The organism is Rhodobacter xanthinilyticus, from assembly GCF_001856665.1.
GTDB lineage: Bacteria > Pseudomonadota > Alphaproteobacteria > Rhodobacterales > Rhodobacteraceae > Rhodobacter > Rhodobacter xanthinilyticus.
Genome location: NZ_CP017781.1, coordinates 94,188 through 115,919 on the forward strand (window position 1 = coordinate 94,188; position 21,732 = coordinate 115,919).

At 64.1% G+C, this 21,732-nt stretch carries 24 protein-coding genes and 2 pseudogenes; 6 read left to right on the forward strand and 20 right to left on the reverse strand.

Features of this window, described 5'->3' with window-relative positions; genetic code table 11:
• Positions 1–9: 9 nt before the first annotated feature.
• On the forward strand, positions 10–858 hold the full coding sequence (locus LPB142_RS00465) for a universal stress protein (protein ID WP_071165214.1): 849 nt from the start codon (positions 10–12) through the stop codon (positions 856–858).
• Here LPB142_RS00465 and LPB142_RS00470 read toward each other — a convergent pair whose 3' ends face one another.
• Genes LPB142_RS00470 through LPB142_RS00485 form a run of 4 tightly spaced genes read right to left on the reverse strand, consistent with a single transcriptional unit; the run spans position 859 to position 4,509 of the window.
• Positions 859–1,995, reverse strand: coding sequence for an ABC transporter permease (locus LPB142_RS00470; protein ID WP_068765658.1), 1,137 nt, complete (start codon positions 1,993–1,995; stop codon positions 859–861).
• Positions 1,992–2,912 carry an ABC transporter ATP-binding protein gene (locus LPB142_RS00475; RefSeq protein WP_071165215.1) on the reverse strand — a complete coding sequence of 307 codons (921 nt, stop codon included), beginning with the start codon at positions 2,910–2,912 and terminating at the stop codon, positions 1,992–1,994. The genes LPB142_RS00470 and LPB142_RS00475 overlap by 4 nt, the downstream gene beginning before the upstream one ends.
• Positions 2,909–3,859, reverse strand: a complete 951-nt coding sequence (locus LPB142_RS00480) for an HlyD family secretion protein (protein ID WP_071165216.1) — start codon at positions 3,857–3,859, stop codon at positions 2,909–2,911. Before LPB142_RS00480 ends, LPB142_RS00475 begins: the two co-directional genes overlap by 4 nt.
• Positions 3,856–4,509, reverse strand: coding sequence for a CerR family C-terminal domain-containing protein (locus LPB142_RS00485; RefSeq protein WP_071165217.1), 654 nt, complete (start codon positions 4,507–4,509; stop codon positions 3,856–3,858). The genes LPB142_RS00480 and LPB142_RS00485 overlap by 4 nt, the downstream gene beginning before the upstream one ends.
• A gap of 613 nt (positions 4,510–5,122) precedes the next feature.
• On the opposite strand from LPB142_RS00485, the gene LPB142_RS00490 reads away from it, so the two are divergent.
• The 3 genes from LPB142_RS00490 (at position 5,123) to LPB142_RS00495 (ending at position 6,705) form a co-directional block, all read left to right on the forward strand.
• Positions 5,123–5,788 carry a recombinase family protein gene (locus tag LPB142_RS00490; protein ID WP_068765662.1) on the forward strand — a complete coding sequence of 222 codons (666 nt, stop codon included), beginning with the start codon at positions 5,123–5,125 and terminating at the stop codon, positions 5,786–5,788.
• Between the two features lie 209 nt (positions 5,789–5,997).
• The gene (locus tag LPB142_RS19750; protein WP_269635393.1) at positions 5,998–6,132 is read left to right on the forward strand and encodes a hypothetical protein; all 135 of its coding nucleotides are present in this window, start codon (positions 5,998–6,000) and stop codon (positions 6,130–6,132) included.
• Positions 6,133–6,231: 99 nt separating this feature from the next.
• Positions 6,232–6,705, forward strand: coding sequence for a HipA domain-containing protein (locus LPB142_RS00495; RefSeq protein ID WP_068765663.1), 474 nt, complete (start codon positions 6,232–6,234; stop codon positions 6,703–6,705).
• A 128-nt stretch (positions 6,706–6,833) separates the two neighbouring features.
• Here the strand turns inward: LPB142_RS00495 and LPB142_RS00500 are convergent, their stop codons facing one another.
• The 10 genes from LPB142_RS00500 to glpD form a co-directional block, all read right to left on the reverse strand.
• Entirely contained in the window at positions 6,834–7,085 is a 252-nt protein-coding gene (locus LPB142_RS00500) for a LacI family DNA-binding transcriptional regulator (RefSeq protein WP_068765664.1), read from the reverse strand.
• A 62-nt stretch (positions 7,086–7,147) separates the two neighbouring features.
• On the reverse strand, positions 7,148–8,299 hold the full coding sequence (locus LPB142_RS00505) for an iron-containing alcohol dehydrogenase (RefSeq protein WP_071165218.1): 1,152 nt from the start codon (positions 8,297–8,299) through the stop codon (positions 7,148–7,150).
• A gap of 3 nt (positions 8,300–8,302) precedes the next feature.
• Positions 8,303–9,802 (reverse strand): glycerol kinase GlpK, encoded by a 1,500-nt coding sequence (gene glpK, locus LPB142_RS00510; protein ID WP_071165219.1) that lies wholly within the window; start codon positions 9,800–9,802, stop codon positions 8,303–8,305.
• 78 nt (positions 9,803–9,880) lie between these two features.
• Positions 9,881–11,593, reverse strand: a complete 1,713-nt coding sequence (locus LPB142_RS00515; RefSeq protein ID WP_156506793.1) for an ABC transporter substrate-binding protein — start codon at positions 11,591–11,593, stop codon at positions 9,881–9,883.
• A 46-nt stretch (positions 11,594–11,639) separates the two neighbouring features.
• Positions 11,640–11,912 (reverse strand): DUF2160 domain-containing protein, encoded by a 273-nt coding sequence (locus tag LPB142_RS00520; RefSeq protein ID WP_068765667.1) that lies wholly within the window; start codon positions 11,910–11,912, stop codon positions 11,640–11,642.
• A gap of 12 nt (positions 11,913–11,924) precedes the next feature.
• Positions 11,925–12,728, reverse strand: coding sequence for a carbohydrate ABC transporter permease (locus LPB142_RS00525; protein WP_068765668.1), 804 nt, complete (start codon positions 12,726–12,728; stop codon positions 11,925–11,927).
• Entirely contained in the window at positions 12,728–13,600 is an 873-nt protein-coding gene (locus LPB142_RS00530; protein WP_068765669.1) for a carbohydrate ABC transporter permease, read from the reverse strand. Before LPB142_RS00530 ends, LPB142_RS00525 begins: the two co-directional genes overlap by 1 nt.
• Entirely contained in the window at positions 13,600–14,679 is a 1,080-nt protein-coding gene (locus LPB142_RS00535; protein ID WP_068765670.1) for an ABC transporter ATP-binding protein, read from the reverse strand. The genes LPB142_RS00530 and LPB142_RS00535 overlap by 1 nt, the downstream gene beginning before the upstream one ends.
• An 8-nt stretch (positions 14,680–14,687) precedes the next feature.
• Positions 14,688–15,779, reverse strand: coding sequence for an ABC transporter ATP-binding protein (locus LPB142_RS00540; RefSeq protein WP_068765671.1), 1,092 nt, complete (start codon positions 15,777–15,779; stop codon positions 14,688–14,690).
• Between the two features lie 30 nt (positions 15,780–15,809).
• Complete coding sequence (gene glpD, locus LPB142_RS00545; RefSeq protein ID WP_068765672.1) at positions 15,810–17,378, reverse strand: glycerol-3-phosphate dehydrogenase; 1,569 nt, start codon at positions 17,376–17,378, stop codon at positions 15,810–15,812.
• Positions 17,379–17,571: 193 nt separating this feature from the next.
• Here glpD and LPB142_RS00550 point away from each other — a divergent pair, with 193 nt between their 5' ends.
• Entirely contained in the window at positions 17,572–18,333 is a 762-nt protein-coding gene (locus LPB142_RS00550; protein WP_068765673.1) for a DeoR/GlpR family DNA-binding transcription regulator, read from the forward strand.
• Between the two features lie 6 nt (positions 18,334–18,339).
• On the opposite strand, the gene cydX is transcribed toward LPB142_RS00550, so the two are convergent.
• From cydX to LPB142_RS00575, 6 genes and pseudogenes are all read right to left on the reverse strand, one after another.
• Positions 18,340–18,444, reverse strand: a complete 105-nt coding sequence (gene cydX / locus LPB142_RS18305; protein WP_082872876.1) for a cytochrome bd-I oxidase subunit CydX — start codon at positions 18,442–18,444, stop codon at positions 18,340–18,342.
• 66 nt (positions 18,445–18,510) lie between these two features.
• A pseudogene (locus tag LPB142_RS00555) lies at positions 18,511–18,825 on the reverse strand (DDE-type integrase/transposase/recombinase); the annotation flags it as partial.
• Between the two features lie 55 nt (positions 18,826–18,880).
• Positions 18,881–19,938: pseudogene (locus LPB142_RS00560) on the reverse strand (VirB4 family type IV secretion/conjugal transfer ATPase); the annotation flags it as partial.
• Between the two features lie 67 nt (positions 19,939–20,005).
• Positions 20,006–20,296, reverse strand: coding sequence for a TrbC/VirB2 family protein (locus LPB142_RS00565; RefSeq protein ID WP_054540759.1), 291 nt, complete (start codon positions 20,294–20,296; stop codon positions 20,006–20,008).
• Positions 20,293–20,976 (reverse strand): lytic transglycosylase domain-containing protein, encoded by a 684-nt coding sequence (locus LPB142_RS00570; RefSeq protein ID WP_071165220.1) that lies wholly within the window; start codon positions 20,974–20,976, stop codon positions 20,293–20,295. Before LPB142_RS00570 ends, LPB142_RS00565 begins: the two co-directional genes overlap by 4 nt.
• Positions 20,933–21,259: a hypothetical protein gene (locus LPB142_RS00575; RefSeq protein WP_068765675.1), complete on the reverse strand. Its 327-nt coding sequence runs from the start codon at positions 21,257–21,259 to the stop codon at positions 20,933–20,935. Before LPB142_RS00575 ends, LPB142_RS00570 begins: the two co-directional genes overlap by 44 nt.
• Positions 21,260–21,504: 245 nt before the next feature.
• Here LPB142_RS00575 and LPB142_RS00580 point away from each other — a divergent pair, with 245 nt between their 5' ends.
• Positions 21,505–21,732 carry a hypothetical protein gene (locus LPB142_RS00580; RefSeq protein WP_068768149.1) on the forward strand — a complete coding sequence of 76 codons (228 nt, stop codon included), beginning with the start codon at positions 21,505–21,507 and terminating at the stop codon, positions 21,730–21,732.

Genomic DNA, 21,732 nt, shown 5'->3' on the forward strand with positions numbered 1-21,732 from the left:
GAGGACCCCATGAGCAAGATCATCGCCTTCATCGACGGCTCGATCTATTCCGCCAGCATCTGCGAGACCGCGGCCTGGGTCGCCGGGCGCATCGACGCGCCGGTCGAGATCATCCACCTGCTCGGCCGCGCGGGCGCCGCGCCCTCCGATCTCTCGGGCCAGATCGAGCTCGGCGCGCGCTCGGCGCTGATGGCGGAACTCGCCACGCTCGATGAACAGCGCGCCAAGCTCGTCGCCCATCGCGGCCGCGCGATCCTCGACGACGCCGCCGAGATCATGGCCCGCGCGGGGGTGGCCAATGTCACCACCGAGCTGCGCCAGGGCGAGCTGCTCGAAACGCTCGCCGAGCGCGAAGACGACGCGCGCGTGATCCTGATCGGCAAGCGCGGGGTCAACGCCGACATGGCGATGGAGCATCTCGGCTCGAACCTCGAACGCATCGTCCGCGCGGCGAAGAAACCCGTGCTCGTCTGCGCGCGCGCCTTCAAGCCGGTCGAAAAGGTGCTGATCGCCTATGACGGCGGCCCCTCGGCGATGAAGGCGGTTGATCACCTCTCGCGCTCGCCGCTCTTTGCCGGGCTCAAGGTTCTGGTCGTCCGCGTCGGCGCCGATAGCCCGATGGCGCGGCGCAGCCTGAAGGACGCCCAAGCCCTCCTTGCCGCCGCCGGGATCGAGGCGGAAACCCGTCTCCTGCCCGGCAGCCCGGATGCGGTGCTCGGCAAGCTCGTCGAGGACGAGGGCTTCGAGATGGTGGTGATGGGCGCCTATGGGCACTCGCGGATCCGCAACCTGATCATCGGCTCGACGACCACGGCGATGATCCGCTCCTGCAAGGTGCCGCTCCTGTTGATGCGCTGATCAGTCGAGCGTCTGGCGGAACCGGCTGAGCGCGAGCGCGGCGAAAATCACCACGAACCCCGCAAGCACCACCATCGGCTGCGCGACGTCCCACAGCGTCGCGCCCTTCAGCATCACCCCCCGCACGAGGCGCAGAAAATGCGTCAACGGCAGGGTCTCGCCGATCGCGCGCGCCCAGACCGGCATCCCCGCGAAGGGGAACATGAACCCCGAGAGCAGGATCGAGGGCAGGAAATAGAAGAAGGTGAGCTGCATCGCCTGCATCTGCGTCTTGGCGAGCGTCGAGAAGACATAGCCGAGGATCACCAGCGCCATCACGAAGATGAAGACCCCGCCGATCAGCAGGCCGAGGCTGCCCACGAAAGGCACGCCGAAGATCACCTTCGCCGCCGTCAGGATCACCACCACCTGCACCGCGCCGACCACGAAAAACGGCAAGACCTTGCCCAGCATGATCTCGATCGGCGTGACCGGCATCGACAGCAGGTTCTCCATCGTGCCGCGCTCGGTCTCGCGGGTCAGCGCCATCGCGGTCATCATCACCATGGTCATCTGCAAGATGACGCCCAGCAGGCCCGGCACGATATTATAGGCGGTGACCCCCTCGGGATTGTAGCGCTTATGGGTCACGACCTCGAGATTTTGTGTCGCGGCCGCCGCCGCCGCGGCCTCTGTGCCCTGTTCGCGCAAGAGCGCCTGCGCCGCCACCGTGCCCAATGTGCCGATCGCGCCGGAGGCCACCGCCGGGTCCGAGGCATCCGCCTCGACGAGGATCTGCGGCCGCTCGCCCCGCTCCACCCGGCGCCCGAAATCCGAGGGCACGGTCACGACAAAGCTCACCTCCCCCGCCGCGATCATCGCCTCGGCCTCCGCCGCGCTCGCGTTCGGCGCGGTGAACCGATAATAGCCGGTGAGCTCGAGCGCGGAGACGATCGCGCGGGTGTAACGGTCCTGCACCGGCGCCACCAGCGCCGCCGGCAGGCCCTTCGGATCATTGTTGATCGCAAACCCGAAGAGCATCAGCTGCATCAGCGGCACGCCGAGCATCATCGCGAAGGTGATCCGGTCGCGGCGCATCTGGATCGCTTCCTTGCGGATGATGGTGCGCAGCCGGCGCAGCGAGAGAAAGCGGCTCATTGCATGTTATCCGTGGCGGCGCCCATGAGCTGGATGAACACATCCTCAAGGCTGGTTTCGGCGGGCGAGAGGCGGCACCCGGTCGCCGCAGCGGCCTCGCGCGCCGCAGCCTCGAGCGCGCCCGCCTCGCGCCCGATGACATGGAGCGTGTTCCCATAGGGCGCGACCTGGTCGACGCCGGGCGCGCGGGCGAGCATCCTTTGCGCCTCGGCGACCCGCGGCCCCTCGAGAACAAAGGTCGTCAGCCCCGCATCGCGCACCACCTCGGCCACCGTGCCATGGGTGATGAGCTTGCCATAGGCGATATAATTGATCCGGTGACAGCGCTCGGCCTCGTCCATGTAATGGGTCGAGACGAGCACCGTCAGCCCGTCGGCCGCGCGCTGGTGGATCTCGTCCCAGAACTCGCGCCGCGCCTTCGGGTCGACGCCCGCGGTCGGCTCGTCGAGCATCAGAAGCTGCGGGCGGTGCATGATACAGGCCGCGAGCGCGAGCCGCTGTTTCCAGCCCCCCGAGAGCGAGCCCGCGAGCTGGCCCTTGCGCGAGCTCAGCCCGAGATCGGCCAGCGTGTCGCGCACCGCCGCGGCGCCCAGCCCGAAGATCCCCGCGACGAACTGGAGGTTCTCCTCGATGGTGAGATCCTCATAGAAGCTGAAGCGCTGGGTCATATAGCCGACCTCGCGCTTGATCTGGCGCTGATCGCGCAAGATATCGTGGCCGAGCACGTTTCCCACCCCGCCATCTGGGGTGAGCAAGCCACACATCATCCGGATCGTCGTGGTCTTGCCCGAGCCGTTCGGGCCCAGAAACCCGACGATCTCGCCCCGCGCCACCTCGAGCGAAACGCGGTCGACCACCGTCCGCGCGCCGTAGCGCTTGACGAGATCGGTCACCGAAATCGCGGGCGCCGCGCTCATTTTCCGGCCTCGATCAAGCCGACCGAGACGATCTGCCCGGGCTTGAGCGCCACAGCCCCCTCGGGCCGCGCCTCGACCATGTAGACGAGCTTCTGGCGGTTTTGCAGCGAGTAGATCACCGGCGGCGTGAACTCGGGCCCGTCGGCAATATAGCTCACCCGCGCCCGGATCCCCTCCGCGCAGCCGTCACATTCGACCGCAAGCGCGCGCCCCGGCGCGAGGCCGGCGATCTGCGCCTCGGGCACATAAAGGCGCAGCTTCACCGCCCCATCTGGCAGGATCGTCAGCACCGGCGCCGAGGGCCCCGCGATCTCGCCGGGCAGGCGGATCACATCGCTCACCACCCCATCCGCCGGCGCCACGAGCGCGCGCTTCTCCAAAGCCCAGCGCGCCGCCGCCAGCGCCTCCTCCGCCGCACGGACATTGGCCTCGGCGCCGGCGATCTGCTGGGCCCGCGCCGGCAGCCGCGCCACCGCCAGATTAGCCTCTATTTCCGCCACTTTCGCCTGCGCGACCGAGACCGCGGTCGCCGCATCCTCGCGCGCCGATTGCGCCGCCGAGCCCTTGTCGGCCAGCGCCGTGACCCGCGCGAGGCTGCGCTCATGTTCCGCCAAAGACGCCCGCGCCGAGACGAGCGATGCCTCGATCACCCGGATCTCCTCGGGCCGCGCGCCCTCGCGCAGGTTCTCGAGCGTGGCCCGCGCCGCGGCCAAGGCGGCCTCCGCCTGACGCTGCGCGATCAGCGCGTCGCGCCGCTCCATCTCGCCCAGAACATCGCCCTTCACAAACCGCGACCCGCGCGCCACCGCAAGGCTCTCGACCTGCGCCACCGCGACCGGCGCCACCCGCACATACTCCCCCTCGACATAGCCCGTCGCCAGCGGCTCCGGCGCCGCGCAGGCCGAAATCAGACCCGAAACCAGCCCAATTCCACATAGAAACATCATGTCCTCCTCGCCGCCGCGAGGGCCGCGTCGAAATTGCCGATCAGAATGTCGAGGATCCGCTCCGCCTCCTCCGGCCCGATCTCGGCCCAGCCGAGATGGCGCGTGACGATCGGCCCGCCGATCCGGAAGTAGAGCATCTGCCCGAGAAAGGTGAACACCCGCAGCCGCACCGATTCGGCGCCCGGGTCCTCGCCCGTCGCCATCGCCCAGAGGGCGCAGAGCCGCTCCTGCACATGGCGGATCAGGTTCTCGTAAATGATCTCGGCGCTGCGCCCGTTCTCGGCGATCTCGCGCAGCGCAAAGCTGACGAGCGCCCGCGCGGCCTCGGAGGTGAGCGCAAACCGCGCCATCTGCCGCAGGATCTGGCGGATCGCCTCGGCCGCGGCCTCCGGGCTTTGCTCGGCGAGCGGCGGGATCTGCGCGAAAACCGCGCCGAGGCGGCGCACGAACTCGCGCGCGCAGGCCTCGCGCAGCCCCTCCTTGCCGCCGAAATGATAGGCGATCGAGGCGACATTGGTCTGCGCCCGCGCGGCCAGATCGCGCGTCGAGGTGCCCGCGAAGCCTTGCGTGCCGAACAGCAAGAGCCCCGCCTCGAGCAACGCGCGCACGGTGCCCTGGGGTTCTTCGAGAGGGGGGTCGGCGTTCAGCATGGCGACTCAATCAATCGTTTGATTGAAGCTAGACCCGCGCCGCCCGCCGCGCAAATGAAAAAGGCGGCTGGTGTCTTGCGACAACCAACCGCCTGAATTTCGTGGTGCCGGTGAAGGGCGTATCTGCATTAAATCAAACCGACTATATCGGCTATATTTAATGACCTTTCAAAGACTTACGACTTTCTTTGCGTTCCGCAGATTTTCGGTGTGTGCTTGGCGTGGTCAGTTTGTGTGCCGACGCTAGGACAAGCGCCCCGCTAGCGCCAGCGCAAATTCTGCACCGGGTCGCACATTTCGCCGGAAAAATCTGAGACGGCACCTCGACCGAATTGATGCGCCGCGCATCCCCCCGTGCCACCCCGCGCCCCGCACTTGCCGAGCCACCAGAAGGCAACCCCCACCCCCTTTCCAATCCCGCCAAGACGCACGGCGGACATGACTTCGACGGCAGACCCGACACGCCCCGGCAACCCCGAACACCCAAATAGGCGCACCTTCAGCATCGGTGCCAACAGATCCGCGCTCACCATTTTACATTCACAACGAACGTTGACATTTGATATTCTCCGCCTCACCTTGCCCCCGACAGATCAAACAGGGGGCCGCAGCCGTGCGCCAGTTCGTCACTTACCGCCGTGTCAGCACTGAAGAACAAGGCCGCTCCGGGCTGGGGCTTGAGGCCCAGAGCCGGGACATTGACCTCTACCTTTCCAACTATGCCGAGACGCCCTTCGAGGTTCTGGGCGAGTTCCTTGACGTGACCTCAGGGCGGGACAACGACAGGCCCGAACTGGGCAAGGCGCTGGACCTGTGCCGCCGCACCGGGGCCGAGTTGCTGGTTGCCAAGCTGGACCGCCTGTCCCGCCGCGTGTCCTTCATCGCCGCGCTGATGGATGACCCCAAGGTCAAGCTGCGGGTGGCTTCCATGCCGAACGCTGACAAATTCCAGCTTCATATCTATGCCGCGCTGGCGGAACAGGAACGGGACTTCATCTCGCTGCGCACCAAGGCCGCACTGGCCGAGGCGAAGGCCCGGGGTCAGAAGCTGGGCGGGCTCAGGGACGCCACCGGCAAGCGCAACGAGGCTATCCAGCGTGACGCCCGCAGCTTTGCCGAGCGGGTGCGCCCGATGGTGCAGCCCATGCGCGCCTCGGGGGCCACCTTGGCGCAGATCGCAGAGGCCCTAGGTGGGGCTGGCATAGCGACACCTCGGGGCGGGGTCTGGACCGCGACACAGGTCAAGCGGGTTCTGGACCGGCTGGGGACTGTTGCGTAAATGCAACTATTCCTCTCGCTATCTGTCTTTTTCTTCGAGCCCAGACCTGCGGCGAAATGAATCAATCTGTGCCCGCGGCGGCGCCAAGCCCTTGAGCGGACTCAATCCGCACCAGGTTTCACATCCGATTTCCGAAGAACCTAACATTTACAGGACTCTAGCGGGGCTCCTACCTGGGCCGCAGAGACAACCCCGCAAGGACGCACACTATGAATTCCACCCCTAACACCCAGACCGCCTCCCTCGCCGCCCTCTTGGTCGCCGCCCATGACCGCATTGCCGAGACTGCGCGGGAGAACCACCCGATCGACCCCATTCTCAGCATCACAACGAAAGCCGCCTGATCATGACCTCAGGCCACCAGGGAAATTACACCAGCTTGACGGACGTGACCGGCGACGCTGAAATAACAAAGCGATGGCGGGCCTGGGATCGTCGAGATCATGAAGCTCTTGAGCGTCAGCGACGAGCCAACCAAAGATCGGCGCGATTTCTTTAAAGCCACGATCCTGTTTTGGCTGATCGGAGCGACCGATGGCCATGCCAAGAACTTCAGCTTGGGCCTCCTGCCGGGCGGACGTTTTCGCCTCAGCCCCCTGTATGACGTGCTGACGACCCAGCCGCTGCTGGATGCGCGCCAGCTCGACCACAGAAGTTTCCGCCTCTCGATGCGGGTGGGAAAATCGCGCCACTATAAGGTCAATGAAGTGCTCGGGCACCATTTCGTTGAAACTGGCACACAGGCGGGGCTCTCCCGAGAAGCCATTCAGAGCCTGTTCGACGAGATCCACGCGCAAGCTACTGAAGCACTCGACAAGACCTTTGCCGACCTGCCCGCCGACTTCCCAGAGGGGCTTACCTCCGCAGTCGCAGCGGGCCTGCAAACGCGCCTCGAGAAACTGGTCGCGGCCGGCTGACAGTAGTCTTGATGCCGGCTTCGCCTCTCCAACTCCGCGGCTCGCTCCCGAAACTAGCGTAATTTGGGTGGCACATTTGGGGACGTAGCCGCCAAAAGTTTGGGAGAGACCGAGACGCGCCAGATTGGCTAGCGACATAATATCAAAGAGTTAGCCGCGCATATCGAGGCCTTCAAAGCCAGTATTTTTGACTTCGGGAGCGGTTTTTCCAGGCTGCGGTCTATCAGCCCCGTGGCATAGAAGCCGAGCCTGCGTGCGGCGGCCGCCACCTTTTGCGCGGTCTCCGAGCGCACATTCACGCGGCCATGGATCACGCGGTCCACCGTGGCGCGGCTGACGCCGGCCTCACGGGCAATATCGTCAATCTTGGCGCGTTTCATGTGAGGATCCTGAGGCTATCGCCTCAGGGTATGCGCCAATCCGAGCGCCCGCAACCTCTGCCTCAGAGCGCGCGTATAAGAATGGCTTCGAGTGCAGCGTCCGACAGCACGACCGGATTCGCCCGCATGGAGGAGGCACTTTTGGCGGCGCGGATTGCTTCCGCGAAAGCTTCGGACCTGAGACCGAGGGCCGCGAGCCGTGGCAGGCCGCACGCATCGGCAAAGGCACGCAGCGCGGAAAAGCCCGCGCCAGCCTCCGCGCCAAGGCCTTCGGCAAGCCAATGATCGACCTCCCCGAACCGCGCCGCCATCGCGCTCTGGTCTGCGCCGAGCGCGGCCCGGTTCTCGATCAGGACTTCCGGCAAAAGCCGGCCGCAAAGCGCGCCATGGGCGGCCCCGAGCTGGCCGCCGAGCGGGCCCGCAAAGCCATGCACCGCGCCAAGGCCCGCGTTGGCCAAGGCGATGCCGCCGAAGAGCGACACGCGGGCCATCTCGTCGCGTGCCTGCGGATCTTCGCCCTCCTTCAGGCGACGCAGGGCCGGGATCGCGCGGGGAATGGCATCGCGGCAAAGCGCGTCCGTGAGCGCGGTGGCGCGGGCGCAGAGATAGGGTTCGATCACCTGTGTCAGCGCATCGAAGCCGGATGCGAGCGTCACCGAACGCGGGCAGCCGTCGGTGAGGGCAGGATCCACAAGCGCCAGCCGCGGGATCATGCGTTCATCGCGCAGGCTGACCTTGAGGCGGTGGTCGGGGAACGCGATCACGGCGTTTTTCGTGGCCTCAGCGCCGGTGCCTGCCGTCGTGGGGAGCGCGATCATCGGCAGGGGGGCCGCTTCGAGCGGCGCACCCGCGCCCACGATCTCGAAATGCCGGAGCAGATCGCCCGTGGCGGGCAGCAGCGCGGCAATGGCCTTGGCCAGATCGATGGTCGCACCGCCGCCGACCGCGATGACCAAGTCCGGATCGAAGGGCTTGAGATGGTGCAGCGCTGCGGTAAGGCCGGCAAAATCCGGCTCGCCGGAGGACGCGTAGCCTTGCACCGTGATCCCGGCCGCCGTGAGCCCGTCAAACATCGGATGCAATCTGGCCTTCGGCAGCGAGGCCGAGTGCACGAGAGCTGCACGCGTGCCAAAGCGCGCCGCCTCTCGGGGCAGGGCGGCACTGCAGCCGCGGGTGAGCGAGAGGCGTTCGGGGGTGAGAAGCGCGCCGAACATCGGTCAGCCGAAGTCCAATGTTGCGTGAATGGCGCGTTGCCAGCGGCTGTAGCGCTGCGCGCGCTCAGGCTCATCCATCTGCGGTGTGAACGTGCGCTCGACTGCCCATTCTGCCGCGAAGGCCTCCGGAGAGGCGCAAAGGCCTGCCTTGTAGCCTGCGAGCCAGGCGACGCCTTTCGCCGTGGTCTCCAGCACAGCAGGTCGGTCCACAGCGGCGCCGAGAATATCGGCGAGGAATTGCATGGCCCAATCATTCGCGGTCATGCCACCATCCACACGCAAGGTGGTTTGCGCCGAGGCGAGGCCGCTGGCCGCCCAATCATCCTGCATCGCCGACCAAAGATCACGGGTCTGGAAGCCCACACTTTCCAGCGCCGCGCGAGCGATTTCCTTGGGGCCGGTGGCGCGGGTGAGGCCGAAGCTCGCGCCACGGCATTCGGCGTTCCAATAGGGCGCGCCGAGGCCGGTGAAGGCGGGCACAAGCACCACATCCTGAGCCGGATCGGCGGCCTGCGCGAGGCTTTGGGTCTCGGAGGCGGAGCGGATGATCTGCAAACCGTCACGCAGCCATTGCACCACGGCACCGGCGATAAAGATCGCGCCTTCAATGGCATAGGTGGGCTTGCCGTCGAGTTGATAGGCGATGGTGGTGAGCATACGGTTTTTCGAGCGCAGCGGCGTTGCGCCCGTGTTGAGGAGCGCGAAGCAGCCGGTGCCATAGGTCGATTTCATCATGCCGGGTGCGAAGCAGGCCTGCCCCACCGTGGCGGCCTGCTGATCGCCCGCCACGCCGAGGATCGGAATTTCGACGCCGAAGAGATCGGCACGGGTGCGCCCGAAATCGGCCGCGCAATCGCGGACTTCGGGCAGCATCCGCATCGGGATGCCGAGCCTTGCGCAGATCGTCGAGGACCAGCGCAGGTTGCGGATATCGAAGAGCATGGTGCGCGCGGCATTCGTCGCGTCCGTGGCATGCACGCGCCCGCCGGTGAGCTTCCAGATCAGGTAGCTGTCAACGGTGCCAAACAACAGATCGCCGGCCTCGGCGCGGGCGCGGGCGCCCTCTACCGTATCGAGGATCCAAGCCAGTTTGGTGGCGGAGAAATAGGGGTCGCAGAGCAGGCCGGTTTTTTCGGTGATGATCTCCTCGAACCCCTCCTCGCGCAGGGTGGTGCACAGCTCGGAGGTGCGGCGGTCTTGCCAGACGATGGCGTTGTAGACCGGAAGGCCGGTGTGCCGATCCCAGACCAGTGTCGTCTCGCGCTGGTTGGTGATGCCGATGGCGCGGATGGCGCTGGCGTCGAGCCCCGCGCGCTCTAGAGCGGCACGGCTGGTGGCAGCCACCGTTGACCACAGATCAGCCGGATCATGCTCGACCCAGCCCGAAGCGGGGAAATGCTGGGGGAATTCTTCTTGGGCGGAGGCGATGGGCGTGAGCGCTGCGTCAAAAATGATGGCGCGCGACGAGGTCGTACCTTGGTCGATTGCGAGAATATAGTCCATGCCCCCCCCCCGGGTCTCGTCGTGTGGTCTGAGCCTAATCTGCATGGGGGCGAGGCGTAAACCCCGCCCCCTGCTTGGTTATTTCCAGGACGCGATCAGATCGTCATAGGCAACGGTCTTCGGCTCCTCGCGCTCGTTCTCGAGCTTCGGCTTGGGTGCGCCCGGCTGGTCGAACCAGTATTGCGCATCCATTTCCTCGTTGAGCTTCGGCCCCAGATCGCCTTGCACGCCAGCGCGCTCAAGGCGGGCAAGCACCTTCTCTTGCTCGGCGCAGAGGCTGTCCATCGCCTCTTGCGGGGTTTTGGCGCCCGAGGAGGCGTCACCGATATTTTGCCACCAGAGCTGCGCCAGCTTCGGATAGTCGGGCACGTTGGTGCCGGTGGGCGACCATGCCACACGGGCGGGCGAGCGGTAGAACTCGACCAGACCGCCAAGCTTGGGCGCGCGTTCGGTGAAGGACGGGTGCTGGATCGAGGATTCGCGGATGAAGGTTAGGCCCACATGCGATTTCTTCACATCCACCGTTTTGGAGGTCACGAATTGCGCGTAGAGCCATGCGGCCTGCGCGCGGTCCACGGGGGTGCTTTCCATCAGCGTCCAGGAGCCTGCGTCCTGATAGCCGACCTTCATGCCCTCTTCCCAATAGGCGCCATGCGGCGAGGGGGCCATGCGCCATTTCGGCGTGCCATCCTCGTTCACCACGGGCAGGCCATCCTTGACCATGTCAGCGGTGAAGGCGGTGTACCAGAACATCTGCTGTGCCACTTCGCCCTGCGCCGGAACCGGACCGGCTTCCGAGAAGACCATGCCTGCGGCTGCCGGAGGCGCGTATTTGGTGAGCCAGTCGATGTATTTCTCGATCGAGTAGACGGCAGCGGGGCCATTGGTATCGCCGCCACGGGCGACGCAAGAGCCCACCGGCTGCGACTTCTCGTTGACGCGGATGCCCCATTCATCGACCGGAAGGCCGTTCGGCTCGCCCTTGTCGCCGGCACCGGCCATCGAGAGCCAGGCATCGGTGAAGCGCCAGCCGAGGCTCGGGTCTTTCTTGCCATAGTCCATGTGGCCATAGACCTTGGCCGGACCGCCGATGTAGCTCATGTCACGGCCGGTGAAGAATTCCGCGATGTCCTCATAGGCCGACCAGTTCACCGGAACGCCGAGGTCATAGCCGTATTTGGCTTTGAAATCAGCCTTGGTTTTCTCGTCGGAGAACCAGTCCTGACGGAACCAGTAGAGGTTGGCGAACTGCTGGTCGGGAAGCTGGTAAAGCTTGCCGTCCGGACCGGTGGTGAATTTGGTGCCGATGAAGTCGGCCAGATCGAGACCGGGGTTGGTGACCGCTTTGCCGTCGCCTGCCATCCACTCGGTGAGGTTGCGGGCCTGCTTGTAGCGCCAATGGGTGCCGATCAGGTCGCTGTCGTTGATGTAAGCGTCATAGATGTTCTCGCCCGACTGCATCTGGGTTTGCAGTTTCTCGACGACGTCCCCTTCGCCGATCAGGTCATGGGTGACCTTGATGCCGGTGAGCGCGGTGAAGGCCGGAGCCAGCACTTTCGATTCATACTCATGGGTGGCAATGGTCTCGGAGACGACCTTGATTTCCATGCCCTCATAGGGCTTGGCCGCGTCGACGAACCATTGCAACTCGGCTTCCTGATCGGCGCGCGAGAGCGCCGAGAGATCACCAATTTCGCTGTCGAGGAAGGCTTTGCCCTCTTCGATTCCGGCGTAGGCCGGTGCGGTTGCCATCAGCGCAAGCGCCATGGCGGTGGTCAGATGCAGTTTCATGTTCTCCTCCCTGAGAATTTTTGAGCTGCGAGGTGATAGTCGTGCGTCAGACCCAAGCGAAAACCGCGAAGGCGAAGACGAGGCACAGGGCGAGCGCCCCCCAGAGCGGGGCACCCATGGTGGCGAGCCAGATCAGGTTGATGAACCCCGATCCCAGCAGGCTGATGAACAGCCGGTCGCCACGGGTTGTTTCGAAACGCAAGATGCCAAGGCGGGGCGTTTCGGGGAATTTGATCGCCAGCACCGTGAACAGCGCCAAAAGCAGGGCGATGGTGCCGAAGAAGGCGGCGGTCGGCAGGGTCCAGGCCATCCAAGCCATTGTGAAATCTCCTCAAACCCGGCCGAGGGCAAAGCCCTTGGCAATGTAGTTGCGGACGAAATAGATCACGAGCGCACCGGGGATGATGGTGAGCACGCCCGCGGCGGCGAGCACGCCCCAATCCATGCCGGAGGCGGAGACGGTGCGCGTCATCGTGGCGGCGATCGGCTTTGCGTTCACCGAGGTGAGGGTGCGCGACAGGAGCAGCTCGACCCACGAGAACATGAAGCAGAAGAAGGCAGCCACCCCCACACCCGAGGCAATCAGCGGCAGGAAGATCTTCCCGAAGAAGGCGGGGAAGGAATAGCCGTCGATATAGGCGGTCTCGTCGATTTCCTTGGGCACGCCGCGCATGAAACCTTCAAGGATCCAGACCGCGAGTGGCACGTTGAAGAGGCAATGCGCAAGCGCCACAGCGATATGGGTGTCAAACAGGCCAACCGAGGAATAGAGCTGGAAGAAGGGCAGCGCGAAAACCGCAGGCGGGGCCATCCGGTTGGTGAGCAGCCAGAAGAACAGGTGCTTATCGCCCAAGAACCGGTAGCGCGAGAAGGCATAGGCGGCGGGCAGCGCCACGCTGATCGAGATGACGGTGTTGAGCACCACATAGATCAGCGAGTTCACATAGCCCATATACCAGCTCGGATCGGTCAGGATCGTCAGGTAGTTCGCGAAGGTGAGGGTTTCGGGCCAGAGCGTGAAGGCACCGGTGATCTCGGTGTTGGTCTTCAGGCTCATGTTCACCAGCCAGTAGATCGGGATCATCAGGAAGGTGAGATAGGCGGCCATCACGAGGCCTCGGGTCGGGATGCGCATCACTTGCCCTCCGCTTTGTCGAGATTGGTCATGACCGTGTAGAACACCCAAGAGATCAGCAGGATCACGAGGAAATACATGATCGAGAAGGCGGCTGCGGGCCCGAGATCGAATTGCCCGATGGCCATTTTCACGAGGTCGATGGACAGGAAGGTGGTGGCATTGCCGGGGCCGCCGCCGGTGACGACGAAGGGCTCAGTATAGATCATGAAGCTGTCCATGAAGCGCAGCAACACAGCGATCAGCAGCACGCCCTGCATCTTGGGAAGCTCGATGAAGCGGAACACCGCCCAGCGCGTGGCCTGATCGATCTTGGCGGCTTGGTAATAGGCCTCGGGGATCGATTGCAGGCCGGCATAGGCCAGAAGCGCCACCAGCGAGGTCCAGTGCCAGACATCCATGGTGATCACGGTGGCCCAAGCATCCAGCGCATCATTGGTGTAGTTGTAGTCGATGCCGAGCGCAGCGAGCGTATGGCCCAAAAGCCCGATGTCGACGCGGCCGAAGATCTGCCAGATCGTGCCCACCACGTTGAACGGGATCAGCAGCGGCAGCGCCATGGTGACGAGGCAGAACGAGGCCCAGAACCCGCGCTTGGGCATATTGAGCGCCACGAAAATGCCGAGCGGCACCTCGATGGCGAGAATGATCGCGGTGAACATCGCCTGACGGCCGAGCGCATCCCACATCCGTTCCGAATGGAGCATCTCGTCGAACCAGTCGAGGCCCGCCCAGAAGAACTCGTTGTTGCCGAAGGTGTCTTGCACCGAATAGTTCACCACCGTCATCAGCGGCACCACGGCCGAGAAGGCCACGAGCAGCAGAACCGGCAGGACGAGGAACCAGGCCTTGTTGTTGAGGGTCTTGTCCATCACTGCTCTCCCTGCGGGGCGATGCGCCAGTCATCGGCGTAGACGTTGATCTTCTCGGGCGCGAAGAGGAGCCGAGTGGCCTCAGCGTCGATGGCCATGCCTTCGGGCAAGGTCACGTTCACCGACACGTCCCCGCAGGTCCCGCGGATGATGCGGTGGCGTCCCACATCCTCAATGCGCTGGATCTGGAAGGGCAGGCCGCCTTCGCGGGCGAGAACGCAGAATTCGGGACGGATGCCGATCTGGGCGCGGCCTGAAACTGGCCCGTAGGCCGCGCCCAGAGGCACCTCGACGCCTTGCACGAAGGCGCGTTGGCCCTCGATTTTGGCATCAAAGAAATTCATCCCCGGCGAGCCGATGAAATAGCCCACGAAGCTATGCGCCGGCCGCTCGAACAGCTCTTCGGGTGTGCCCATCTGCACCACGCGCCCATCATACATGACCACCACCTTGTCGGCGAAGGTGAGCGCCTCGGTCTGGTCATGGGTCACATAGATCATCGTGTGCCCGAAAGCGCGGTGCAGGGCCTTGAGCTGGGTGCGCAGCTCGAATTTCATATGCGGATCGATGACGGTGAGCGGCTCGTCAAACAAGATCGCGTTCACATCCTCGCGCACCATGCCGCGCCCGAGCGAGATTTTCTGCTTGGCGTCGGCGGTGAGGCCGCGCGCTTTTTGCTTGAGGATCTCCTCCATCCCGATCATCCGCGCGATCTCTTGCACGCGTCCGGCGATATAGGCGGGATCCATGCCGCGGTTGCGCAGCGGGAAGGCGAGGTTCTCGCCCACGGTCATCGTGTCGTAGACCACGGGGAACTGGAACACCTGCGCGATGTTGCGCTCGGCGGTGGCGGCTTCGGTCACGTCGCGGTCGCCGAAGAGCACACGGCCGTGGCTGGGGCGGAGCAAACCCGAGATGATGTTGAGAAGTGTAGATTTCCCGCAGCCCGAGGAGCCGAGGAGCGCGTAGGCGCCGCCATTCTGCCAGACGTGATCCAAGGCTTTGAGCGCGAAATCGGCGTCGGAGCTGGCGTTGGGTTTGTAGCTGTGGGCGAGGTTTTGCAGGGTGATCTGTGCCATGGTCCGCCTCAGGCCGCGAAGGCATAGGAGGCGGGGGCGGCAAGCTGCCCGTCCTCGGTGAAGAGATAGAGGAAGGAGGGGTCGAGGGCGCAGGTCAAAGCCGCACCGGCGTCCAGCGCATGCACCCCGTGCACCAGCCCGACCCATTGGTCAGACCCGTGGCTGAGATGCAGGAAGGTCTCGGAGCCAGTCACCTCGGTGCCGCGAATGGTGCAGGGCAGTTCGATCGCGCTGCCCGAGTGATGACCCGCGATCTCGAGATGGTTGGGGCGGAAGCCCGCGCGGTAGATCCCGTCCGGCAGGTTGGCGAACACCCCGTCTGCGGGGGCATTCACCCCTTGCCCGAACGCGAGGCGATGGCCCCGTTTCTCGACGCGCGCGAAATTCATCGGCGGGTCGGAGAACACGCGCGCAGTCGTCATGTCGCAGGGTTGGCGGTAGACTTCGGCGGTGCGGCCGAACTGGGTGACACGGCCCTCCCATAGCGTGGCGGTGTGGCCGCCCAAGAGAAGCGCCTCTTCAGGCTCCGTGGTGGCATAGACGAAAATCGCGCCCGATTTCTCGAAGATCTTCGGGATCTCCACGCGCAATTCCTCGCGCAGCTTGTAATCGAGGTTCGCCAGCGGCTCGTCGAGCAAGACGAGGCCTGCGCCCTTCACAAGGGCCCGCGCCAATGCGCAGCGCTGTTGCTGGCCGCCCGAGAGCTCAAGCGGCTTGCGGGTGAGCATCTGGTCGAGCTTCATCAGCGCGGCCGCTTCATGCACGCGGCGATCGATCTCGGATTTCGACGCGCCCTGGATCCGCAGCGGCGAGGCGATGTTGTCGTAAACGGTCATCGCCGGATAGTTGATGAACTGCTGGTAGACCATGGCCACGCGGCGCTCCTGCACCCGCTGGCCCGTCACATCGCGGCCTTCCCAGAAGACGCGGCCGGAGCTGGGCTGATCGAGCCCCGCCATCAGGCGCATCAACGAGGTCTTGCCCGAGAGCGTCGGCCCGAGCAGCACGTTCATCGTGCCTTTTTGCAGCGTCAGGTCCGTGGGGTGGATGTGACTCCGGCCCTCCACGGAACTCGAAACGCCTTTGAGTTCCAGTGTCATATGTCCTCCCGAGCCGCGTTGAGCACGGCCTTATTTCGCGCGCGCCGCCATATAGGCGCCGAGTGCGGTCTTTTCCGTCTCGCTGAGGCGGAGCCCCAGTTTGGTCCGGCGCCACACAACGTCCTCCACGGTGCGGGCCCATTCCTGATCCATCAGCCAGTCTACTTCGGCTTGCGTCAAAGTCGCGCCGAAATTTGTACCCAAATCTTCAATTCGCGCAGCGTCACGCAAAATCGCGCGTGCTTCCAGCCCGTAATGCCGGAACAAACGCTCGGCCCAAGCCTGCCCGAGGAAGGGGTAGTCTGCTGCGAGCCGCGCCGTTTCGGCTGTGGTCTCCTCGGGCGCGAAGCCTGCGCCCGGCAGCGGCACGCCGGCGGTCCAGTTTGGCTTCAACCCGTTGAAGAATGGCGAAAGTTTTGCCATGCCGCTCTCGGCCAAGCGGCGGTAGGTGGTGATCTTCCCGCCGAACACATTCAGCAAGGGCGCCCCCTGCTGGTCGACCGCGAGCACATAATCGCGGGTCGCGGCCGTGGCCGAGCTCGCACTGTCATTGTATAGCGGGCGCACGCCGGAATAGGTCCAGACGATCTGATCCGCGCTGATCGATGTTTCGAAATAGGTCGCGGCGAAAGCGCGCAGATAATCGGCTTCGGCTTGCGAGCAGGCGGCGGCTTCCGGTGCGCCCTCATGGTCCTGATCGGTGGTGCCGATCAGGGTGAAATCCTGCTCATAAGGAATGGCGAAGATGATGCGACCGTCTTCGCCTTGGAAGAAATAGCAGCGGTCGTGGTCGTAGAGTTTCGGAACGACGATATGGCTTCCGCGCACGAGCCGGATCGAATGGCTGTGCGTGAGCCCGATCTGCTCGTCCAAGAGCCGATCAACCCAAGGCCCTGCCGCATTCACCAGTGCACGGGCGTAATGGATGGCCTCGGTCCCTGCCGTGTCGCGCAGCGTTACCGCCCAGAGCTCGCCTTCGCGTTTGGCGCGGATCACCTCGGTGCGTGTCAGAATTGTTGCGCCGCGCGCCTGCGCATCGCGGGCGTTCAGAACGACGAGGCGCGAGTCCTGCACCCAGCAATCGGAATATTCGAATGCCTTACGGAATTTCTTCTTAAGGGGCTGACCGTAAACCTCTTTTGTGAGGTCGAGGGTGCGCGTTCCGGGCAGGATCTCGCGTCCGCCCAGCGTGTCATAGAGGTAGAGCCCGAGGCGGATCAGCCACGCGGGGCGGCGGCCTTTCATCCACGGCATGAACAGCGTGAGCAGGCGCGAGGTGGGCGTGCTGCTCTCGAAGCGCATATCGGCATGGTAGGGCAGCACGAAGCGCATCGGCCAAGAGATATGGGGCATCGCCTTCAGCAAGGTTTCGCGCTCTTCGAGGGCTTCGCGCACGAGGCGGAACTCGAAGAATTCGAGATAGCGCAACCCGCCATGAAACAGCTTGGTCGAGGCGGAGGAGGTGGCTTGGGCCAGATCGCCCTTCTCGGCCAGCATCACCGTGAGGCCACGCCCAGCCGCATCACGGGCGATGCCGCATCCATTGATGCCGCCGCCAATGACGAACAGATCAACAGGCTGGAGTTCAGTGGTGGTCACGACAGCGTCTCCCCTCGCTACGCTGCCCAAAGAGCGCGTTTCGCCCTCGCTTGTCAATAATTCATTTTCGTTTTTGTTCGTTTTGATTTTTTGCGCGCCACTTCGCGCGCGCAGCAACGCATTCCGCGCATGCGGCGGAAGACAAGGGTGACAAATCGCGCAAGCTGTGGCAGCAGGGAAAGAGGGGGGCTCCATGGCACATAACTTCCGACAGACCGAAATTCTTGAAATCGCGCGCACCGAAGGGCGTGTGGTGGTGGAAACGCTGGCCGAACGCTTCAGAGTCTCGCTGCAAACCATCCGGCGCGACCTATCGGAATTGGCGGAGGAGGGGTTGTTGGACCGTGTGCATGGCGGCGCGGTGATCCGCACGGGGGTGAGCAATTTCGCCTATGAGGAACGTCGGCGCATGCATGAAAGCGCGAAGCTCGCCATCGCGCGGGCCTGCGCGCAAATGATCCCCGATAACTCGTCGCTGATCCTCAACCTCGGCACCACCACCGAAGCCGTGGCCCGCGAACTCCTGCATCATCGCAACATCACGGTGGTGACGAATAATATCAACGTGGCCAATATCTTGCTTGCCAATGAGAGCTGCGAGATCATGGTGGCCGGCGGCTCGCTCCGGCGCTCTGATGGGGGCTTGGTCGGTGATTTGACGGCCGATTTCATGAGCCAGTTCAAAGTTGATTTCGCGGTGATCGGTGCCTCCGCGCTCGATGAGGAAGGCGATCTGCTGGATTACGATCTGGCCGAGATCCGCGTGAGCCGGATGATCTTGCGGCAAGCGCGTAAATCGTTCCTCGTGACCGATTCGAGCAAGCTCGCGCGCTCCGCGCCCGTGCGGCTGGCCTCGCTCGAAGAGATCGATACGGTGTTCATCGACGAGGCCTTGCCGCCCGCACTGGAGAAACGCTGCCGCGAGTGGGGCACCGAAGTGCGCATCTGCGGCTGAGCGGGGCTAAGCGCGCGGTGATTTTTGCGCCAGAAGGCGCTCGTCTTCACGGATTTCCTGCCACATGGCGGCCATCACTGCGAAAATGGCAGCGAGCGGGAGGCCAAGGATCCAAGCAAAATACCGGGATCGTCAAGTTGTTGCCCGGGATCGAAAGTAGGAGTGGGCTACCTTCTGTCACGCGGCCATGCTTTTCGCACAGTCGTTCCAGCGCTCGAATGCGGCGGCGAGGCTCTGACGGTATCTGGAGGCGGTCATCTTGTGGCGGCGAGGGCGGAACAGATTGGCGGTTTCATCGTGGGCGCAGAGGAACCTTTGCGCCTGCCTTGCCGATTTGAAACGGCCCTGGATTTTCGCGCGCTTTCGCGTGGGTCTGTGCGATCCCTCAATACGATTGTTCAGTCCCTTGTGCGCCCGGTGATCCACGTTCAGCCCGAGCTGCCGCAGGGCCGCGCCGTAGCTGCGCAGCTTGTCCGTCACGATGACGCGGGGCCCTGCCATCGCCCTCGCAGCAACCGTCATCTATTGGTTATGAGTCCTGACCCTAGTCGAATACGAAGACCCGCGCACCGGCGCGGCGGGCCATCGTCATCAGGAAAGCCGCCAGGACGGATTTGCCGGAGCCGGGACGGCCGAGGATCAGCGTGTGGCCTCCCGTGGGCTCGCGATCCGGCGCGCCCTGTTCGTGGAAGTTGAAGCGAAACCCGCTGCGCTCGGGTGTGGGAAAAAGCGTGATCGGAACGCCCCAGGGGACTTCCCTGCCGGCCTGCCAAACGGCGTGCGGTGGAAGGTAGCGAGATCGGCGAAGTTGTGGTTCGTGATGGCAGCCTTGCGGCTTCGCGCCCCGGTATTGCCGGGATGCTGCGCCATGAAATGCGCCCGCGCGCCGAAGGCTTCCGAGATCAGGTTGATGCCGGAGGTGGCGGAGATGTTGCGGATTTCGGCCGCGATGTCGTCAAGCGCCGTCTGGGTGCGGGCATAGATCGCCACGGTCATGTGGTGCTCGCCGAAGATCAGGCGTTTGGATTCAAGATCGTCTTGGGCGAGTTCCAGTTCCTGGGCGAGGCTGACGGCCCCGTCATTGGCGGCCTGCATCAGGCGCAATTGCCGCTTGATCCGGCCTGCCATGATGTTTGGGTTTACGGCCACGAAGGAGTGGGTGACCACCATGTCGACGGGCAGGTTCGGCTCGTCGAGCATCAGGCTGTCGGTCTTGGCGGGATAGTTCTTCACCGCGAAGATCGCGCCGAGCTTGTTGCCGACGGCGCCGTCGGAAAGGGCGATAGTCGTGCCGCGGAAGGTGACGCGGGTATTGGCGACATCCTCAGCAATCACGCCGAGGCGCGACCGCGGGAAGAGCGGGTGCTCCTCGCCGGTGTTGAGGGAGCCAAGGAAGCCCAGAAGTTCGCCGGTGCTGGCGGCCAGCAGGCGGGGCTTCAGCTCATCGAAGGACGACAGGGGGAACCCGACGACCTCGTCGAGCTTACGCAAGCGGCGGGTCGTGTCCGCCGCATGTCGCGAGCGAGACGCCCCAAGTCCGAACGGCAAGCGGCTGCCGGTCTCAGGTCGCTTCAGCACCGTCAGGGTCAGCGTCTTGTCGCGCAAAGCCCATCAGCTTGGGTGGCCTGAGAAGGCCGATGAACACGCGAGACTGGTCGGACATCGGTCTTGCTCAGGTCGTCCAGATGGCGGCGACGATGGTGGGTGCTGCGGCGATGCCGGCGATTGCAACCACGACCCAGAGCGCCTGACGGAAGTCGAGGATGCCAAAGAGCCAGGAAAGGAACACCCCGATCAGGGCGAGCGTGCCAATCACGATCCCCAAGGGACCGGTGATCGCATCGACAATGCCTTGAAGCAGGGTCTGTACCGGCGAAAGGTCGATGCTCTGTGCAAGCGCTGGACCCGCCAGCACGATAAGGGCCATCGCGCCGAGCGCGACGATCGAAGGTCTCGATGTCATGAAAGATCTCCTCTGAGCCGCTCAAACACGGCAGTCACACGGGCCACATGCCCTTGGGTTTCGCGAAAAGGGGGAATGCCGCCGTGGCGTGTGACCGCCTCCGGACCAGCGTTGTAGGCCGCAAGGGCCAGAGAGCCCTCGCCGAACTGGTCGAGCATCATCAGCAGGTAGCGGGCTGATCCGTCGAGGTTCTGCGCAATGTCATGTGGGTCGACGCCGAGGTCGCGTGCGGTATCCGGCATACGCTGTCCAAGGCCTATGGCACCGACAGGGCTACGCGCTGCGGGATTGTATGCGCTCTCGACTTCGATGTTGGCCCGGTAAAGGAGCGCCCAATCAGTGACGGATAGCCCCGCGCGACGCAGCGCGCCATGCCCGGCATACCGTAGAGCCGTGGTCTCGATCGCATGGAGGATTTCTGGGGTGGCGCGGGCGGCAGATGGAGCCGGGATCGCTGGCTCGCTCGTTGCGTCAGGAACGCGAGGTTTTGCGAAGAGAAAAAGGCGCCCGTTTGCCTCTTGAGAAGAGGAAATCAATTGGCCGTCTGAGCGGACCTGGAAGATGAAACCGTCGGCCAGGGCCGGGGGCGCGGAACAAACGCCTCTACCCAAAGCAACGACGAGCGCAGTTGCGCGGTCAGCTGCCTTTGCTAGGCGGCGCGGCGTGGCGTTCGCGGCCACCTTCTTCAAGTGGGATGCTCGCCGTCGTACAGCCCATGTCGGCCAGGAAACTGACAAGACCAACGATGGTTTTGAAGTCGCGGAGCTTGAGGACGCTTCGGCTGGTGACGAGCATTTTGTCGTCACGCCCATCAGTGGCGACGGCGCGGATGACCCACGAGCCGTACCAGCTGTTATGGCGCCTCGAAGCTCTCTCCTTGCAGACCACCTCAATGAGGTAGCCCTCGGCGAGCAAGCCGCGCAGTCCGTCTTCTGTAACCACATTCGGGGCTTCTTCTATCATGGCCTTCCCTTGGGTCCTTGTTCTGCCTGGGTGCAGTATCAGGCCCACGGGGTCGCAACACCGTGAGCGATACAAAACAACATTAATGATAGCAAGACAATAATAACGTGTTGACGAAGTTCGCCTTGCTCCGATAACGGTGATAGCCGACAGAATGATAATCTTAAAGGCGGCAAAGGAGTTTTGCCCTGCGCTTGTTTATTGCGCGCAACGCACCGTTGCTGTTCGCGCTCCTGCTTGGAAGCATGCCGATAGCCGCGGCTGCGGATTGCGTACCTCCCGAGCGACCGTTCTTGCCTCAGTCGCGAGAAGACATTCGTGCCTATGCCGATCTGCTGCGTTCTGATTTCGAGGGCTACATTGCCGACATTCAGGAATATTTCCGCTGTCTTGATGCCGAGCGCCAACGGGCGTTTCAGGAGGCGCGCGAGGTCAGTGAAGACTATGGAACACTGATCGAGCTATTGGACTGA